Raw genomic sequence first — 19,195 nt, 5'->3', positions numbered from 1 at the left:
CAAGTTAAACTAAATTAAAAGCATACTAGCAGAAAAGAAAGGCTCGTTTGTAAACGAGCCTCTGTACTTTTATTTTATTACCTCCACTGTGGATCACCAATTTTATTATCGATTAGCGTTTGATTTGAAATTTTAAATTTACCGGCAGCTGCATTTTCAAATCCTGGGTTTACTGTAGTAAAGCTTGTAGAATTATCAAACTTAGTATTCGTTGTATGAAGACCCGTAGCATTGAAATAATTATTTTTTACAAAACTTGGATCTGAAGTAGTCGTTTGATTTGAATAAATCGCCACTGTTTCAGCAAATAAAGAGTTACGAACAGTTAATGTATTTGCATTGAAACGAACGTATAGAAATCTTTTCCCTGATGTATTAGAAACCTTGTAGAAGGTTGAACTGTCAACCAATATCTTAGTCGTTAATCCAGTTCCACTTAAAGTACCCGCATCAATTCTAAAAAAATCACGATCAGGTGCACAGTTATTAAACGTACTATTTTTTAAAGTAACCTCAGCTACAAATGTTTTTCTGAAATCAATGAAGTCTCCTCCATTGGTTAGAATATTTGTAACAACAGTGTTCTCAACAGTAACGGCATTCACTTTTGCAGCAGCAACATCACTACCTATAAATGATTTATCAAAATCATGAATATCACATCCACTAATAATCAATGACCCATAGCTGGTCGCATCTGTAAATCTTACTACATCAGTTAATGTTTTACCTCCGTCTAAATTTAAATCTATTAAACTCACATCAGTCGCACCGGTTGCGATTGAAAAATTAACTTTTAAAAGTGGTTTGTTATAGCTTTTTAAACCTCTAATAGTTATAGACTTATCCAAAGTTATCGACCCAGTTTGTGACGTAAAATCACCTGACTCTAATACTAAAACATCTCCAGCTTTTGCACCAGCAATTTTTTGAAATAAATCATCTGTTGTTTTTACTAATATACCGGTACCGATATCTATACCAGTTTCAAATGATGAAAAACCTCTCTTTTTGGTATTATTATATAATATGGCACTGTATTTTGTCTCCGATGTTAAACTAGTAACAGTTGCAATTCCAGCTGCTTTTTCTTGCGCAGTAATTACATGAGTAATATTACCTGGCGTAAGTACAATTTTAGTTACACTACTATTTGGCGCCCATCTGAATGTTGCTTGCTTAGCCTGAACATCCCCATCTATAGTTGCTAATAACAACTGTTCAGATAATGTTGTAGCGGTTACCACTGACCATTTTGAATCTTCAAGTCCTACTGAACTGATTGCCTTTACTCTAATGGAATATATGGTTTCTCCTTCTAATGCCACTTGTATTGGCAATTCTGTTGCTGCCACTTGTAGCGTTTTAAAAATAGTTTTGAATTCGGGATCATCAGCACTGAATTCAACAGTATAATGATCTACATTATCCCTTGTTGTCCAATTCAGTTCTACCGTTGTTTGATTTCTAACTTTTGCCGTAAGACCTATTGGAGAAAATACTCTATTTACATCTAATACGTCTAACAAATCTTCACTGTAGCCAGTACAACTAGAGACTAAAACTGTCAAAAGTAAAGTGGCTAATAATCCTTTTATTATAAATATTTTTTTCATAATCACAATTGATTTAATTATTTAAATTATTAATAGCCGTAGTCGTTAACTAGTTTACCATTACTACCGTCGATAAAAACTTGCCATATTGGCCAGAACTGCTTATTATCAGGATTTACAGAACTTCTGTATAGAGAATTTACTTTAGTATCTTCTAGTTTAGTCCATGCGAATGCAGAATACTCAACACCTGGATTAACATTTTCACCACGATTTAACCCATAAATTTCAAGGGACACATTATCAGGTTTAGTTTTGTAATACAATGTAGAGGGTACCTGAGCATATTCTCCAGTACGGTTTTTCAAGTTTTGCATTTTTGCTTTTGCTTCATCTAGTTTAGATTTAAGCAAATTCCAACGAATAAGTGCTTGTTTACGTTCCATTTCACCAGTGAACTCAAATTTATGCTCTAAAACAATTGCTTTAAACATGGCATCTTTTGTAGCCAAATTAGCTACATAAGCCTCTACTTGTTGTGCTTGCGCAGCAGCTGGGAAAGCTCTTTTACGAATTTCTTTCAAATAAGGAGCAGCAGCAGCAGGCCCTTCTAACTCATTTGCAGCTTCGGCGGCAATTAAAACAACTTCGGCATAACGCATGTATAGTTTATTGATTCCATCATCATTAGTTGAGGTTACAAAACGATTCATCCATTCATAACGGTATTTTCCAAAATACCACGTGTCTAATGCTCCCAACTCTTGTTTTGCTATACCATTAACTGGAGTACCGAATTTATAAGGTACACAGGTTACATCTCTACGAGTATCCATTTCATTATAATCATAAAATACGTTTGGAAGAGGTCCTGCTACTCCACCACGCTTGTTACCGTTAGCGTGAAACTGATCACTACTTGTATGGTAAACCGCAAATGTAAAAAGCATACGTCCACGTCCATCAGCAAAAGGAAGTTCCCATAATGATTCACCACCAGCGCTTATGTTTTCTTGATTGTATTTTCTCCATAATGTTTCAAATGAAGATTCTAAATGAGCTGTACCACTATTCATAATAGAACGCGACTCATCTAAAGCCAATTTGTACATTTTTGCAACAGAAAGGTCAGCATCAGTACTTCTTCTAATGCCATCAGGGTATTGTTGAAAACCTGATGCTACCATTGCTAAGCGAGCTCTTAAACCCTTCACAAAAGCTTTATTGATACGTTCTACACTGGTAGTATTAGCTGTTTCATTTGGCCATGGCACTAATGTTGCAGCTTCTCCTAAATCTTGAATTAACTGCTTGTAGATTTCGTCACGACTCGATTTTGGCAAATACAAAGATTCTGAATTAATAGGTTCAAAACGAGCAGGAACGTCTCCCCACGTTTTCATAAGATCCGCATAATAGATCGCACGCAATGTTAATGCTTCCCCTAATAAATGTCCTAATTCAGTCCCTGGTTCTGGGTTTCCAAATTTACGTAAACCTCTGATACAGATATTAGCACGTTCTATTCCAGAATACATCATTGCCCAAGCATTGTTAGTCGTATTCATTTGTGAATTATTCGCTTTCGCATCGTAGGTACACAAATCTGATTTATCATCTACAGTTTCAGAAGTATTATACCATTCTGTATCAGTATTGAAACCGTAAAAAGGTAGAAAACGACCTCTATAAGAATTAGTTTCTGCGAAAGGTATTTTGATTCCATCTACTGCTCCTTTTGCCAAACCTGCTGTTGAAAAAATAACAGATTCATCTAAGGTTGATTTTGCCGGCGCCTCTAAGAAGTCCCCTTCTATATCTTGACAAGAAGTGAAAAGCCCCGCTATAATTATTACTGTAATTATTATTTTATGTTTCATCTGTGAATAATTATTAAATTAAAAATTAAGGTTTAAACCAAAAACCACTTGACGGCTCCTTGGAAATGGTGAATAATCAACTCCAGGAGTTAAAGGAGTATTTCTTCTTGTAGAAACTTCAGGATCTAAACCAGAGTAGTTTGTTAGAATAAATACATTATTTGCTGTAGCATAAAATCTAAATTTAGAAATACCTAGTTTAGAGATCAAAGATTCTGGCAATGTATATCCTAAAGTAAGAGAGTTTAATCTTAAAAAGGAACCATCCTCAACTGCCCAATCACTAAAAACAAAATTCTTCATATAGGGTGACCACATAGTTGTATTTGCATTGAGTGCTGTTAATTCAGTAGGATCAGTAACTAAGTCCCCTGCAGCATTAATATTTGTCCATCTATTGCCATCTGCCATTTCTGAACTTAAATTTCTATATTGTCCATTTGTATTGGAAGTTGTAAATTCAATTTTATTGGCATTATAAACATCATTCCCAACACTCCAGTTGAAGGCTGCCGAAAGATCAAATCCATACGCATTTCCATTGATTACAAAACCTCCAGTATGTTTAGGATTAGCGTTACCAATTATAGATAAATCACTAGCGTCAACTACTCCATCTCCATTAACATCTTTTAATTTCATTGAACCTGGTCTAAGTGTACCAATAATATTAGAGCTATTTGCAACGTCAGTTTTTAGTGTGTATTTACCTGCTGCATAATCAAAGTCTGACACTTCATAACGGCCATCGCTTTTATATCCATACATTAATCCTATCGGTTGACCAACATTTACAACATAATCATTACCGATCGCTGATGAAGCCCAGTTTGTATTTTGTCCAAAATCCTCTAAAAGTCCTAATGAATTAATACGGTTTTTATTAAAGCCAATATTGAATGAAAAATTCAAACCATAATCTGCCTTATCTAAAGCTACCAAATTTAAAGATGCCTCTACACCCGTATTTTGTGTTTCTCCCATATTTCTATATTGAGAATCGTAACCTGTACCTGGCACAGGGAAACGTACTAATAAATCTTTTGTAACATTTTTATACATTTCAACTGAACCACTAACACGTCCTTTGAATAATTCGTAGTCAAGACCCACGTTTTGAGTTACCGTAGTTTCCCATTTTAAATCAGGATTAGCCAAAGTTTTTGATGCTGACCAATAATTAGTGACACCATTTATCCATGCAGAATTTGAAGATTGGAAACTTTGAATTGTTTGTCCTGTAGGAATATTGTTGTTACCTGCCTCACCATAACTTAATCTTACTTTAAGTGCATTTAACCAAGATACTTCTTTTAGAAAATCTTCTTCTGATAATTTCCAAGCGACAGCTGCTGCAGGGAAATAGCCCCAACGGTTTCCTCCTAAAAATTTACTTGATCCATCGGCACGATAGGTTGCGGTAAATAAGTAACGATTTTTGATATCATAATTCACACGTCCAAAAAAGGATAGCAATTTATCATCTGGACTGTAATTATTATCTACAGCCTGTGGAGTCCCTTGTGAACTAAGATTTCGAGCGTCATCAAAGTCAAAGAATTTTGGAAAGCCATGAATTGTACTTTCGATCTCATTTGATTTGTATTTAATCATTTCCTGACCTACTAACACTTTTAAACTATGATTATCTCCTAACAGGTTTTTGAAATCATAATTCAACGTATTGGCATTCCTAAAACGCAAATTGTCACGATTACTTATAATAATTGCCGGATTACCTTGATTTTCAGCTGCAGGAATATTGCTTACATAATAGGTAGAACGTCCATAAAATCGATAATCTTTGTAATTATAGTTGTCTAAACCTACGTCTGACTTTAATTTTAGATTTTTTAAAATTTCCCAAGAAAAACTACCTAATAAATTATAGTTTTTTCTAGTTTGTAGACGGTCGTTATCTGCCACAGAAACAAAAGGATTAACCAGATAACTAGATAAAGCCTCATCTGTATTGTCAGTTGTTAAACCAGGAAGAGGAATAGGTGAATATCCTACACTATGCCTTAGACGAGCATCAGCAGATGATACTTCATTTTGCTCATTAGTCCCTCCACCATTAATTTCAGTATCAGAATAACGCATCGTGAAAGATAAATCGATTTTGTCACTTGCCTTATTTTTCAAACTAAAAGAAAGGTTATTTCTAGCAAACTCTGAACCAACCATAATGGCTTTTTCATCATAATGTGCATAATTAAAATTATAACTTAATTTGTCCGAACCACCACGAATTCCTAAATCGCGACTTCTTGCTTCACCTAAACGACCATAAATTTGTTTTTGCCAATTATTCCCTTTCATACCGGCATATTGATCATAATCTTGCCATTTACCAAAGTATTTTTCATAAGAACTAACCTCATTTTTTAGTAGCGCATATTCATACTGCCATTTTACAAAATCATCTGGTTGTAAAACATCAATTGTATTGGCTATTTTTCTGAAGCCGAAGTAAGAGTTAAAACTTACCGTCATTTTTCCATCTTTACCCGTTTTTGTAGTTACGATGATAACTCCATTTGCACCACGAGAACCGTATATGGCTGTCGAAGAGGCATCTTTCAATACCGTAATATTTGCTATATCAGAAGGAGAAATATCACTCATACTGTTTACCGGAAAACCATCAACTATAATTAAGGGAGAACTATCTTGTGTTAAAGACCCTCCTCCACGAATTCTAATTTTTATCTCTGAATCAGGAGAACCCTCGGATGAGGTTACCTGAACCCCAGCCAAACGTCCTGTTAAAGCTTCTGCGACACTAGCTATAGATAACTTTTTCAAATCGTCACCTGCAATAGACACAACAGAACCTGTTAAATCAGCCTTACGAGATGTGCCATAACCAATTACAACTACTTCGTTAAGTTTAGAGTTTTCATCTTTTAATACTACATTTAAGGATTTACTTTGCCCTACAGTCTTAGAAAACGTCTCATATCCTAGGTATGAAAAAACTAAAACACTATTTGGACCAGAAACTCTAATAGAAAATTTTCCATCAAAATCTGTAACACCTCCATTTTTAGTTCCCTTCTCAATAATATTTACCCCAGGAATTGGCATATTTGTAGCGTCTTTTACTATACCGCCAATAGTTATCCCATTTTGAGCACTCATTTTATTTCCCGTAAGCATGCTAAGCAAGAGAAAAATAACAAAGCAACAATTTGAGCCTTTTTTTGATAAATGTTTAATAATCATACTTCAAAATTTAATTGGTTAGTTTTTTGGTTAATTTTTTGTGAGGTCCCCTATTCCTTCCTCTCTTATAATAAATTCTTAATTTAAACTTGTCTATATTATACATTGGTAGCCTGCAGCTGGTGGGCAAATTAAATAACTGCATACTATCTTGAAATCGGTTTTTATATTAATACAAAAATCTTATTAAGTAAAGCGAGTTAGATTTATCAAAATTTCATTTTTCGAAATCGATATAGATAATTTCGCTTGTGCTACCTTATAACAACACTCTCTCCTTTAATCAAAATCTCGAATCTACTAGATAAATTAAGAATTCACAATACAAGTATTCTATTCAAAATAGTTTTTCGTTAAACTCTTAAAATGAAAAAACGTATACTATATAATTTTATCTACTTTTTCTATCCGAGAACAACAAATGTAATCGATTGCACAAACGTATATATTTTTTTTTAATTAAACAAAAAAAAAGGGTTAAAAATTCATATAGCATATAAATAAACAGATAAATTTAAATTATATTTATATTTTACCTATTTTTAGCTAAGAATCATAGAAGGTGAGTTAACAAATTTGAAGAAATTCATAGAGATAGAGCCATTATAGAGCTGATTTCCATAAATGCATGTTAACTGTGGACAAAACTGTAATTAAAGGTTGCTATGAACAGATAGAAATGATTAAAAACAACCATTCTATTGCCCTTTTTGTAAAAAATTGTAATCGATAACACTTAGTAGTGATAATGAAAAAAAAATATTATTTTTACCGGATTAGAAAAAGACTATGAGTAACAAAACAACTATTTATGACATTGCCAAAGAGCTTAATATTACAGCTGCTACGGTTTCCAGAGCTCTAAATAATAATCCAAAAATAAGTACTGCAACTCGAGAATTAGTGCTAGCAACGGCAGCCAAAATGAATTATAAGCAGAACAAATTAGCGTTAGCACTGAAGAGTGGAAAAAGCAATAATGTTGGCGTCATAGTTCCAAGAATAAACACCAACTTTTTTGCATCTGTAATTAGAGGAATCGAGGAAGAGTTACAACCTCAAGGATATCAGGTTATCATTTGTCAGAGTCATGAAGATGAAGAGAGACAAATTGAAAATATCAACACGCTATTGAATGCTCAGGTTGATGGTATTCTAATGTCGATTTCCAATGTATCTGAGAAAAACAGCCCTTTTATAGATCGTATTGTACAAAAAAATGTGCCTTTGATTTTCTTTGACAGAAAGAAGAAAATGGAAGGGGTAAGCTCCGTAACGATTAATGACTTTAAAGGTGCATACTTAGCCACGCAACACTTAATAGAACAAGGAAACAAGCAAATTGCTTTCTTATCAGGAGATCGTTCATTAGAAATCTATGAGGATCGCTACAATGGATACAAGCAAGCCTTGCTAGACAATGGAATTGACATAAATGAAGATTATATCCTAAACATACGAAGTAATGTCGTGGAAGGTAGGGACGCAGTAGAGAAACTATTACAATTGTCTAATCCTCCTACTGCAATTTTTTCTACGAGTGACTTTGCTGCTTTAGGCGCGATTCAGAAATTAAAGGAACATGGTATTAAAATCCCTAATGATTTTGGGGTATTTGGTTTTGGTAACGAACCTTTTACAAAATTTATGGAATTATCAATCTCCACAGTAGATCAGTCTCCGCAAGAAATGGGCAAAATGGCTGCCAAAGTGTTTTTAGAACAAATAAGCAACACTGAAAATTTAAAAATTGAAAAGAAAGTGGTCTTAATGCCTGAATTGCATATTAGAAAATCATCATTAAAAAAGGTAGAATAAAAAAAGAGGAAACTATCAATAGATAATTTCCTCTTTCAAACAAAACCAATATTATTACTTTACAATTATAATGAAACCCCTCTCTTCCAAGGAATAAAATCATTCTGATTTAAAATCGCGGCTTTCGTTTTTATGGTACCACTTGCTACGTTTATAATAAATTCCAGCATTTCATCTGCCATTTCATCTATTGATTTTTCACCAGTAATAATTCCTCCTGTATCAATATCAATAATATCTGACATTTTTCTTGCCAACTCAGAGTTAGAAGAAACCTTTACAACTGGCGCAATTGGATTTCCAGTTGGCGTTCCTAAGCCCGTCGTAAACAACACCATATTGGCTCCAGAACCTACCATCGCAGTGGTACATTCTACATCATTCCCAGGAGTACAAAGCAAGTTTAAACCTGGTTTTGAAATGTATTCTCCGTAGTCTGAAACACCTACAATTGGAGAAGTTCCTCCTTTTTTAGCAGCACCAGCAGATTTCATTGCATCTGTAATCAAACCATCTTTTATGTTACCAGGAGAAGGATTCATATCAAATCCTGAACCTGCATCTACAACTGTTTTTTCGTACCACTTCATTAATTCTAAGAATCGTTTTCCATCTTCATCTTCATTACAACGATTCACTAATTCTTGCTCTACACCGCATAATTCAGGAAACTCTGAAAGTATGGTAGTTCCTCCTAATGCTGTCAGCATATCAGAAGTTACACCTAATGTTGGATTAGCTGAAATTCCAGAGAATCCATCCGATCCACCACATTCCAAACCAATCGTTAATTTCGACAATGGTGCTGGAGCTCGCTCTAATGCATTTGCTTTTTTGATTGCCTCAAAAGTATCTTTAACCACACTACTCAACATCGCCTCAATAGTTCCTATTTGTTGTTGATCATAGATCAATACGGGCTTAGTACTATTTGGATTAATTTCATTTAGTGCATCCTTGAATATCTGAATCTGTAAATTCTGACAACCTAAACTCAACACCGTTGCACCTGCCACATTTGGATTGTTTACATATCCAGCCAATAATTTAGCCAAACTGTGTGAATCCTGGCGAATACCCCCACAACCACCTTGATGCGTGATGAACTTTACTTCAATATTTTTGAAAAGATCGGCTTCATTAGAACCTCCGCTATTCCCTTCTACTCCCGTTTCAGAATTTACTAGTGAACGCAATAACAATTGGTAATCGTTTTCTTTTGGCTTCATTAATTCCTTTTCGAAAATATCTTTTAAGATTTCGATATTTCTGTTTTCGCAAAAAACCAATGGAAAAAACAACCAAACATTTTCAGTTCCTACTTGTCCATCTTCTCTGTGATATCCAAGAAAAGTTCTGTTTTTCCATTTATCTACGTTAGGAACAGTCCAACCGATTGTTTCGGTTTTACCAGTTACTTTATCACTTTCATGTTTTACATTTAAAGTAGATAGCAAACCGCCTTTTTCAATGCGTTCACTTGCTTTCCCTACTAATACTCCATACATAATTATACGATCTCCTATTTCTAAAGGAGTCATCGCAATTTTATGCTTCATTTTTACATCAGAAAGGACTGTTATCAATTCTCCTTCAAATTGTATCTCTTCTCCTTGAGTAAGATTTACTAAAGCCACTGCGACATTGTCTGATGGATTTACTTTTATTAATTTTTTTTGCATGATTATAAATACTATAATTCGTGACTACTACTAAACTTGTTTCTTGAAATTCACAAAACCTTGCTCAATTCCATTTGCCTCAATCTCATTCAATGCCAATACTAAAGCTTCTGATAGTCCTTTGATGTTTGTTAAATCTTCTCCCCAAAATTCTGTATTTGACAATGTTTGAGCAACTACTTTTACTGCATCATTTGAAGCCCAAATTGACTGAAATGCAGTTGTAATTTCCTTGCTATCATCTACTGGCAAAGTTCCTTCATTCCAAGTTCCTTTGTAAAAACGAATCAAACAGGCAAATGCAAAAGTCAAGTTCGTTGGTACTTTGTCAAATTTTGTAATGTACCCTAAAACACTTGGCAGTACTCTTACCTTGAATTTCGAAATAGAATTCAAAGCAATACTAGAAAGATTGTGTTTGATAAATGGGTTTCTAAAACGATCTAAAACATCCTCAGCAAAAAGATCTAATTCTGCCTTATCCATTTCAATAGTTTCATTAATTTCGTCAAAAATAGCTTGATTAATAAATTTCCCTGTAAAAGGATTATCCACTGTTTGTTTTACGGTTTCGTTTCCAAACATCAATGAAAATGGAACCATAGCAGTGTGCGCACCATTTAAGATTCTTACTTTTCTAGTTCTATACGGTTGCATATCCGCAACAATTTTCACATCTAGCTTTGTTTTATGAAACGGTAATTTGGCTTTCAAATCATCTCCACCCTCAATAACCCAAAGAAAAAATGTTTCAGCCGTAACAATTAAATTATCTGAATAATCTAACTCCTTATTATAAGCATCGATTTCCGCTCTAGGATATCCCGGTACAATTCTATCAACCAATGTGTTATGAAAAGAATTATTATTTTGAATCCAATTTTTAAAATCAGTTCCCAAATTCCAATCATCACTGTATTTTAATATAATTTCTTTAAGCGTATCGGCATTGTTATTAATTAATTCACAAGGAATAATCGCCAAGCCTTTTGCTGCATCTCCGTTAAAATGCTTGAATCTTTCATGTAAAAGAACAGTTAACTTAGCTGGATACGAACTTGGTGGTTGCATCGACGGAGTATCTGTACTTACATATGCAATACCTGACTCTGTTGTATTCGAAATTATAAAAGCCAATTCTTCTTCTTTGGCTAAAGCCAAATAATCATTAAAATTAGCATACGGATTGATTCCAGAAACCAAGTTAGAAATTAGTGTTTTCTCTTGAATTTCTTTCCCTTTTGTCAACCCTTTCATAAACAAAGTATACAAGCCATCCTGATCGTTTAGCATATTTACCATTCCGTTTTCAATAGGCTGTACAACTGCAATCCCAGCATTAAAATCTACCTTTTCATTCAGTTCTTGAAAAGCATAATCTATAAATGCTCTTAAGAAATTGCCTTCTCCGAATTGCACTACTTTAATAGGCTGCAATTTTTCTAAACCTGTATTTATTCTATTTAATTTTTTCATTATATATATTGATATAAAGTGTACTTTTTTATTTGATGCTTACTGGAAGTTTAAACTCCGCTATAAACTGAAAAACCTCCGTCAACAGTGATTTTTGATCCAGTAACAAACTTAGAATCATCACTTAGCAACCATACAAGTGCTCCTTCGAGTTCTTGCGCCGTTCCAAATCGATTAAAAGGAGTTTTATTGATTATTAAATTCCCTCTTTCGGTCAAACTACCGTCTTCGTTTGTTAAGAGTGTTTTATTCTGTTCTGTTAAAACAAATCCTAGAACGATAGAATTCATTCGAATTTTATCTCCAAAACGTTTTGCTAATTCTACTGCAAACCATTGGGTATAACAATCAATTGCTGCTTTCCCTAAACTGTATCCTAAAACTTTGGTAACAGCTAGATGTGCCGTAACCGAAGAACTATTTACAATACTACCCGAACCATTATTTTTTATTGCTTCTCCAAAAACTTGAGTTGGCAAGATTGACCCAAATAAATTAAGATTCATAGCATCTTGAATCGCGGACATATTGAGCTTAAAAATATCTTGATCGGGTTGAATTACCGCTTCTGGAATATTTCCTCCTGCAGCATTTACTAGTCCGTCAATTTTTCCATATGCCTGTAGCATTTTAACTCTTGCAGCTACTAACTGTTCTTCATTAGTTACATCTGCAATCAGCGGAATTGCCTTTCCTCCTTGTTTTATAATTTCATTAGCCCTTTCGGTGGCAACTTGCTCATTTCGTCCTAAAATTCCAACAGCAGCTCCCGCATTACAGACACTTTTTATAAAAGAAGCGCCTATAACCCCAGTACCTCCGGTAATTACTATTGACTTTCCCGCTAGTGATAAATTGCTTCCCAAAATCGTATCTAATTTTATTTAATCAATTGTATTGTTGTAAATCAATTCAATAAACTACCCTCTTAGTTCTTTAATCGTTTCCAACGTTTCTTTTACTTTTAAACGCAGACCTTCGAAGTCTTTATTTGCCAATATTTCAGTTGAAATCAATTGTGATCCTATACCAACACAGGTTACCCCCGCATCAAACCAGCTTTTCAAATTTTCTTTGCTCGTTGATACACCTCCTGTTGGCATTATGCTTGTCCAAGGACATGGTCCTTTAATTCCTTTGATAAATTGTGGCCCATAGATATCACCTGGGAATAATTTTACAATTTCACATCCCAATTCTTCTGCTCGAGCAATTTCAGTTAAGGTCCCGCAACCAGGCGACCATAATACTTTTCGACGATTACAAACCAAGGCGATGTCTTCTCTCAAAACGGGAGTGACAATAAAATTAGCGCCTAATTGCATGTAAAGTGAAGCGGCAGCAGCATCGGTAACTGAACCTACTCCCAAAATCATCCCTGGTAATTCGGCCAAAGCATATTTGTTTAACGCTCCAAAAACTTCAAAAGCAAAATCTCCTCTACTGGTAAATTCCATTAAGCGAGATCCTCCATCATAGCAGGCTTTTAATACTTTCTTACTTAATTCAATATCCGAATGAAAAAATAAAGGAACCATCCCGTTCTCCTTCATTACAGTTGCTACTTCAATTCTTGAATACTTTGCCATAATTTTTTATCTTGATACTAGTCCGGTAACATTTCCGTCTAACATATTTTCAACTTCTTTTAAGGTAACTAGATTATAATCTCCAGCGATTGTGTGTTTTAAACAACAAGCAGCTACTGCAAAATCTAATGCTTTTTGTGTGTTATTAGCATATTCTAACAATCCATAAATCAATCCTCCCATAAAAGCATCGCCACTTCCTACTCGATCTACAACTGGAGTCACTTCTTGAATTGCTGCATTATATATCGCATTACCATCAAATAAAACACCTCCAATTCTTTGGTGCGAAGCACTTACAGAATAACGCAATGTGGTCGCGACAGTTTTTAAATTGGGGCATAAATCAAATAGCTTACTGTACAACATAGGAAGCGATTTTAAATCCTGATAATTTGGATCTACTTTGGCTTGACCTAACATAAAATAAGCGGTGTCTAAATCTCCTAAAATAACATTCGTGTATTGTAGTAATTCTGGCATAACCTCGCTTGGAGTTTTGCCATATTGCCATAATTTTGATCGGTAATTCAAATCACATGAAATGGTTAAACCTAATTGATGCGCCACTTTAACAGCTTCCAAACAAGCTTCGGCAGCACTCTCAGAGATTGCAGTTGTAATTCCGCTCCAATGAAACCAAGTAGCTCCTTCTAATACTTTTTCCCAGTCAATCATCCCTTTTTGAATGGTAGCCATTGCACTGTGAGCACGATCATATACTACATTACTTGCTCGAGTTCCTGCACCAGTTTCTAAATAATAAGTACCTAAACGTTCTCCTCCAAAAATTACATTTTTGGACTCTACATTCATTTTTCGCATTTCTTTCAAAGCGCAAGCACCAATTTCATTTTCAGGTAACCGAGTTACAAATTCAGCGTTAACGCCATAATTTGCCAAAGAAACACCTACATTAAACTCACCACCTCCATAAGAAGCAGTAAATGTTTTAGCTTGCGCAAAACGCAAATGCCTTTCTGTAGAAAGACGCAACATGATTTCGCCAAAAGCAACAACTTTATTCATTGTGTTTAAATTAAATAGAGGTCTTCATTAAAATTTAAAATATTCTTTGGCATTGTTATAACTAATATCAGACACCATTTTACCAATCCATTCCATATCATTTGGCAACTCCCCTCTTTGAATTTCATCTCCTAAAAGATTACAAAGAATTCGTCTAAAATATTCGTGTCTTGGAAAAGACAAAAAACTTCTTGAGTCTGTCAACATTCCTATAAAACAACTAATCAATCCCATGTTTGAAAGGGCATTTAATTGTTTTGTCATTCCGTCTTTTTGGTCTAAAAACCACCATCCTGAACCAAACTGTACTTTTCCTTTAACGCTTCCGTCATTAAAATTTCCAATCATAGTTGCCATCACCTCGTTATCAGCAGGGTTTAGGTTATAAATTATAGTTTTTGTCAATTTATCTTTACTATCTAATGCATTTAAAAACCCCGACAATTTTTGAGCTTGCGGATAATCTCCTATTGAATCCCAACCAGTATCTGGCCCAAGAATTCGATGCATACGAGCATTATTATTTCTTAATGCTCCCAAATGAAATTGTTGTACCCATCCGAATTCATGGTAGGTCTCGCATAAAAACAATAAAATAGCGCTTTGGAATTTCAAAGCTTCTTCATTACTCAAAACTCCGTTCTCTCTTTTCTTTTTGAAGATGCCGTTTACTTCGCTTTCAGTAAAGTTTTCGAAGTAAATTTGGTCTAAACCATGATCGCAAAGTTTACAACCGTTTTTATCAAAATAGTCAATTCTATTTCTTAGTGCTGTACACAAATCAGCATATGTATTTATAGATACACCAGCCACTTGACCAAGTGTATCAATGTAATCATTGTATCCATCAACTGAAATCAAGATTGCCTTATCTGGCCTAAAAGCAGTACTTACTTTTGTTTTAAAATCGCTTTTAGCTAATTGTTGGTGGTATTCTAAAGTATCAATTGGATCCTCAGTAGTACAAACAAATTCGGCATTTACTTTGGTAAGCAAATTTTGAGTGCTATATGCAGAAGAATTTATTTTTGCCGAAGCTTGTTCATAAATTCCCTCTGCTGATTTTTCATTTAATAAATCATGAATATCAAAATAACGAGCCAGTTCAAGATGAGTCCAATGGTACAACGGATTACGAATCGTATATGGAACTGTTTTTGCCCAATTCATAAACTTATCTTTATCTGAACCATTTCCTGTGACAAATTGCTCATTTATTCCAAGGGTACGCATCGCACGCCATTTGTAATGATCGCCATTTATCCACACTTGGGTAATATTGTCAAAAATGGTATTCTCGGCAATATACTTTGGAGACAAATGATTGTGATAATCAATAATAGGCTGATTTTTAGAGTAATTATGATATAGCTCTTCAGCGTATTTATTTTCTAATAAAAAATTATCGTTTATAAATTTTGTGCTCATTATAGATTTCTTAAAAATTAATTCTCATTTGAAGGTTTCCCAATAGTGGCTAAAATCCCTCCGTCAACATAAACAATTTGTCCATTGACAAAATCACTTGCTTTTGAAGCAAGAAACACTGCTGTTCCTGCTAAATCTTCTGGATCTCCCCATCGAGCAGCTGGTGTTCTATTGATAATAAACTCATTAAAAGGATGCCCATCCACACGAATAGGTTCTGTTTGAGTAGTTGCAAAATATCCAGGACCTATTCCGTTTACTTGAATATTGTATTTTGCCCATTCCGTTGCTAGATTGCGTGTTAACATCTTCAATCCTCCTTTTGCCGCAGCATAAGCCGAAACACTATTTCGCCCCAATTCACTCATCATAGAACAGATATTGATAATCTTCCCTTCATTGCGGGCAATCATCTGCTTTGCAACTAATTGTGACATAATAAATGGTCCAACCAAATCCACATCAATTACTTGTCTAAAGTCAGCAATAGGCATTGTTATTGCCAATTCTCTTTTTATTATTCCTGCGTTATTAACTAATATGTGAATATCTCCTAATTCTTTACCAATTAGTTCTATATTTTTTGCGGCAGCATTTTCGTCTGTTACATCAAATAAATAACCAGAAACAGTATATCCTTTGCTTTTATAATACGTAAGCGCTTCCTCCATTTTTGAAGGAGTTGTCCCTGTAATTACCAGTTCGGCTCCCGCCATGGCCAGTCCCTCAGCCATTGCCATTCCCAAGCCGTGAGTTCCTCCTGTTATAAGCGCTCTTTTACCTTTTAAATTAAATAAAGTCATAATTGTTTTATCTTAATTCATTGATTTTACAAACATCCATATCACCATAATCTAAATTTTCACCAGCCATTCCCCAAATAAAAGTATAATTGCTAGTTCCAGAACCAGAATGTATTGACCATGGTGGAGAAATTACCGCTTGGTGGTTGTTCATCCAAATATGTCTCGTTTCCTGTGGTTGTCCCATAAAGTGACACACCGCTTGATTTTCTGGAATATCTAAATAAAAATAAACTTCCATTCTACGATCGTGAACATGTGCTGGCATAGTATTCCAAACGCTACCAGGTCTTAATTCTGTCATACCCATTTGCAATTGACAAGTAGTCACTACACCACCAATAATCATTTGGTTCACTGTACGGTGATTCGCTGTTTCCATTGAACCCAGTTCTAATTTATTGGCTTCTGCCAAACTCACTTTTTTCGTAGGATAAGTGGTGTGAGCTGGAGCGGAATTGATATAGTATTTTGCCGGTTTTTTCGGATCAGTACTTTTGAAAATAACTTCTTTATTCTCACTTCCAATATACAGCGCATCTTTGAAATTCAATTCATAAGTTTTTCCTTCAACAACAATAGAACCGCTTCCACCAACATTGATAATTCCCATTTCTCTTCTTTCTAAGAAATAAGAAGCTTTTAGAGGATCAATAGTTTCTAATGTTAAATCATGCACAGGAACTGCTGAACCCGCTATATAACGATCATAATGAGAATAAGTAAAAGTAATCTCATTATCCTTCATTAAATCATCAATTAAAAATTCGTTTCTTAATTGCTGTGTATCGTAATTTTTAACTGCTTCTGGACTAGAAGCGTATCTTGAACTATATTTTGTCATAACTTTAATTTTAATGCAATCGATTACAAAGATATTGAATATTTTATTAAACTAATATATTTATTCATTAGTGAATTAATTTCTATATCTAAAAATTGATATTTTATTTATTAATTAGTAAAAAGGGCTCTGAGCACCATTTCTTGAATAATACTACTTTTGTGAAATATTACATATCCGTAATTGGCGTGTATTTTGGGACTAAAGTCTTCATAACTGACCAACCAATTAGGTAACACACAGCGCATATGGAGAATATAATAAAGTATCCCGATTCAATTCCTTTAAATCCCATGAAAGCCATATCCGTCTCTTTACTAAAATCAAATAACATTCCTGATCCTTTATTAATAAAAGTCGAACCAATACCTCCCGCTAGTCCACCAATACCTGTTATTGTCGCAATAGCTTTTTTAGGAAACATATCTCCAACCGTGGTAAAAATATTAGCAGACCAAGCTTGATGAGCCGCCCCAGCAATACCAATAATTATTACAGGCAGCCAATACGAAATATGTCCTAAAGGTTGTGCAACTAATGCAAGTAATGGAAAGAATGCAAAAATCAACATGGCTTTCATTCGACCATCATAAGGATTCATTCCTTTTTTTTCAACAAAGTAAGTTGGCAACCAACCTCCAATAATTGAAAGTAACGTAATCATATATAAAACAAAAAGTGGCAAAGCAGCTTCTGTAGAATCCATTCCGTAAACCGAGCTTAAGTACGCAGGAGTCCAGAACAAGAAAAACCACCAAACGCCATCAGTCATAAACTTACCAAAAGCAAATGCCCACGTCTGCTTGTATTTAAAACATTGCATTAAAGTAACCTTTGTAGCTGTTTCTGGAACATATCCTTCTAATTTACTATCAGCCAATGCATCTTGCTGTATATATTCCAATTCACTAGCTGAGACTTTGGAGTGCTTTTCAGGTTTTTCATACATGAAAACCCAAAATCCCATCCATACAAAGCCCAATGCTCCAATAATTATAAAAGACATTTCCCAGCCGTATGCTTTAGCAATAAACGGAATTGATATGGGCGCAGCCAATGCACCCACAGTAGCTCCAGCATTGAATATACTGGTAGAAAAGGCACGATCTTTTTTAGGAAAATACTCAGCCGTTGTTTTAATAGCTGCAGGAAAATTTCCAGCTTCACCTAAAGCCAGGATAAAACGAGCAAAAATAAATAAGGTAACACTAACAGTAATTACCATCCCTGTATCATTAACTGTTTTCAAAGCTTCTTTTGCTCCTTCAAATCCCACAAACCAATCGCCTGTTAATATACCTGCAGTTGCAATTCCGCAAAAAGCGTGTAAACATGCCCCTATCGACCATACCCCGATTGCCCAAAGAAAACCTTTTTTAGTATCCAGAACATCAACCAGCCTTCCAGCAAACAATAGAGATACCGCATAAAAAATTGAAAATAATGCAGTAATATTACCATAGTCATTATTGGTCCAATGAAATTCAGGTGCAATAAAATCCTTCCATGTTAATGAAAGCACCTGTCTGTCTAAATAGTTTATAGTTGTAGCAAAGAACAGTAAGCTGCAAATACTCCAACGATAATTTCCAATAGTTTTAATTTTTTGGTTCATAGTATTGTTTAATATAGATAGTTAAATATGTCAGTACAAATTAATATTCCTCAAAACTAAGTATATTGCGTTTTCATAAAATAGAAGTCTTAATTAATTTTAAGCTGAAAAATATAAATTTGCAATAAAAATGTAATCGATTGCACAAATATAACTTATATTAATTATAATGCAAATTATTTCAATAAATATTTAAATTAGCCAATTAAATAAACACATCACATAAAAAAAACATAAAAAGCCTACC

Annotated in this window: 13 protein-coding genes; 1 reads left to right on the top strand and 12 read right to left on the bottom strand. The window is 34.4% G+C overall.

The window, feature by feature from the left end; genetic code table 11:
- Positions 1 to 77 precede the first annotated feature (77 nt).
- The 3 genes from ACEN2K_RS08145 to ACEN2K_RS08135 are packed head-to-tail and all read right to left on the bottom strand — an operon-like array spanning position 78 to position 6,598.
- Positions 78 to 1,616 carry a DUF4957 domain-containing protein gene (locus ACEN2K_RS08145; RefSeq protein ID WP_441758840.1) on the bottom strand — a complete coding sequence of 513 codons (1,539 nt, stop codon included), beginning with the start codon at positions 1,614 to 1,616 and terminating at the stop codon, positions 78 to 80.
- Between the two features lie 29 nt (positions 1,617 to 1,645).
- The gene (locus ACEN2K_RS08140) at positions 1,646 to 3,436 is read right to left on the bottom strand and encodes a RagB/SusD family nutrient uptake outer membrane protein (protein WP_441758839.1); all 1,791 of its coding nucleotides are present in this window, start codon (positions 3,434 to 3,436) and stop codon (positions 1,646 to 1,648) included.
- 18 nt (positions 3,437 to 3,454) lie between these two features.
- Positions 3,455 to 6,598 (bottom strand): SusC/RagA family TonB-linked outer membrane protein, encoded by a 3,144-nt coding sequence (locus ACEN2K_RS08135; protein ID WP_441758838.1) that lies wholly within the window; start codon positions 6,596 to 6,598, stop codon positions 3,455 to 3,457.
- 855 nt (positions 6,599 to 7,453) lie between these two features.
- Between ACEN2K_RS08135 and ACEN2K_RS08130 the strand changes: the two genes are divergently transcribed.
- Positions 7,454 to 8,482, top strand: coding sequence for a LacI family DNA-binding transcriptional regulator (locus ACEN2K_RS08130; protein ID WP_441758837.1), 1,029 nt, complete (start codon positions 7,454 to 7,456; stop codon positions 8,480 to 8,482).
- Positions 8,483 to 8,547: 65 nt separating this feature from the next.
- Here ACEN2K_RS08130 and ACEN2K_RS08125 read toward each other — a convergent pair whose 3' ends face one another.
- The 9 genes from ACEN2K_RS08125 to ACEN2K_RS08085 all read right to left on the bottom strand — a co-directional run bounded on the left by ACEN2K_RS08125 (position 8,548) and on the right by ACEN2K_RS08085 (position 18,948).
- Positions 8,548 to 10,164, bottom strand: a complete 1,617-nt coding sequence (locus tag ACEN2K_RS08125; RefSeq protein ID WP_441758836.1) for a UxaA family hydrolase — start codon at positions 10,162 to 10,164, stop codon at positions 8,548 to 8,550.
- Between the two features lie 30 nt (positions 10,165 to 10,194).
- Entirely contained in the window at positions 10,195 to 11,640 is a 1,446-nt protein-coding gene (locus ACEN2K_RS08120; protein ID WP_441758835.1) for a tagaturonate reductase, read from the bottom strand.
- A 50-nt stretch (positions 11,641 to 11,690) separates the two neighbouring features.
- Positions 11,691 to 12,506 carry an SDR family oxidoreductase gene (locus tag ACEN2K_RS08115; protein WP_441758834.1) on the bottom strand — a complete coding sequence of 272 codons (816 nt, stop codon included), beginning with the start codon at positions 12,504 to 12,506 and terminating at the stop codon, positions 11,691 to 11,693.
- A gap of 54 nt (positions 12,507 to 12,560) precedes the next feature.
- Positions 12,561 to 13,229 carry a bifunctional 4-hydroxy-2-oxoglutarate aldolase/2-dehydro-3-deoxy-phosphogluconate aldolase gene (locus ACEN2K_RS08110; RefSeq protein ID WP_441758833.1) on the bottom strand — a complete coding sequence of 223 codons (669 nt, stop codon included), beginning with the start codon at positions 13,227 to 13,229 and terminating at the stop codon, positions 12,561 to 12,563.
- Positions 13,230 to 13,235: 6 nt separating this feature from the next.
- Entirely contained in the window at positions 13,236 to 14,258 is a 1,023-nt protein-coding gene (locus tag ACEN2K_RS08105) for a PfkB family carbohydrate kinase (protein WP_441758832.1), read from the bottom strand.
- A 27-nt stretch (positions 14,259 to 14,285) separates the two neighbouring features.
- Positions 14,286 to 15,686 carry a glucuronate isomerase gene (gene uxaC, locus ACEN2K_RS08100; RefSeq protein WP_441758831.1) on the bottom strand — a complete coding sequence of 467 codons (1,401 nt, stop codon included), beginning with the start codon at positions 15,684 to 15,686 and terminating at the stop codon, positions 14,286 to 14,288.
- A gap of 17 nt (positions 15,687 to 15,703) precedes the next feature.
- Complete coding sequence (locus ACEN2K_RS08095; RefSeq protein ID WP_339920514.1) at positions 15,704 to 16,489, bottom strand: gluconate 5-dehydrogenase; 786 nt, start codon at positions 16,487 to 16,489, stop codon at positions 15,704 to 15,706.
- A gap of 7 nt (positions 16,490 to 16,496) precedes the next feature.
- Entirely contained in the window at positions 16,497 to 17,333 is an 837-nt protein-coding gene (gene kduI / locus ACEN2K_RS08090; RefSeq protein WP_441758830.1) for a 5-dehydro-4-deoxy-D-glucuronate isomerase, read from the bottom strand.
- 169 nt (positions 17,334 to 17,502) lie between these two features.
- Entirely contained in the window at positions 17,503 to 18,948 is a 1,446-nt protein-coding gene (locus ACEN2K_RS08085) for an MFS transporter (RefSeq protein WP_441758829.1), read from the bottom strand.
- Positions 18,949 to 19,195 lie beyond the last annotated feature (247 nt).

The organism is Flavobacterium sp. W21_SRS_FM3 (assembly GCF_052113625.1).
Lineage (GTDB): Bacteria > Bacteroidota > Bacteroidia > Flavobacteriales > Flavobacteriaceae > Flavobacterium.
This window is presented reverse-complemented; position numbering and strand designations above follow the sequence as displayed.

Coding starts and splice junctions, on each gene's coding strand:
- ACEN2K_RS08145 (WP_441758840.1), bottom strand. CDS start 1,616: ATGAAAAAAATATTTATAATAAAAGGATTATTAGCCACTTTACTTTTG.
- ACEN2K_RS08140 (WP_441758839.1), bottom strand. CDS start 3,436: ATGAAACATAAAATAATAATTACAGTAATAATTATAGCGGGGCTTTTC.
- ACEN2K_RS08135 (WP_441758838.1), bottom strand. CDS start 6,598: ATGCTTACGGGAAATAAAATGAGTGCTCAAAATGGGATAACTATTGGC.
- ACEN2K_RS08130 (WP_441758837.1), top strand. CDS start 7,454: ATGAGTAACAAAACAACTATTTATGACATTGCCAAAGAGCTTAATATT.
- ACEN2K_RS08125 (WP_441758836.1), bottom strand. CDS start 10,164: ATGCAAAAAAAATTAATAAAAGTAAATCCATCAGACAATGTCGCAGTG.
- ACEN2K_RS08120 (WP_441758835.1), bottom strand. CDS start 11,640: ATGAAAAAATTAAATAGAATAAATACAGGTTTAGAAAAATTGCAGCCT.
- ACEN2K_RS08110 (WP_441758833.1), bottom strand. CDS start 13,229: ATGGCAAAGTATTCAAGAATTGAAGTAGCAACTGTAATGAAGGAGAAC.
- ACEN2K_RS08105 (WP_441758832.1), bottom strand. CDS start 14,258: ATGAATAAAGTTGTTGCTTTTGGCGAAATCATGTTGCGTCTTTCTACA.
- uxaC (WP_441758831.1), bottom strand. CDS start 15,686: ATGAGCACAAAATTTATAAACGATAATTTTTTATTAGAAAATAAATAC.
- ACEN2K_RS08095 (WP_339920514.1), bottom strand. CDS start 16,489: ATGACTTTATTTAATTTAAAAGGTAAAAGAGCGCTTATAACAGGAGGA.
- kduI (WP_441758830.1), bottom strand. CDS start 17,333: ATGACAAAATATAGTTCAAGATACGCTTCTAGTCCAGAAGCAGTTAAA.
- ACEN2K_RS08085 (WP_441758829.1), bottom strand. CDS start 18,948: ATGAACCAAAAAATTAAAACTATTGGAAATTATCGTTGGAGTATTTGC.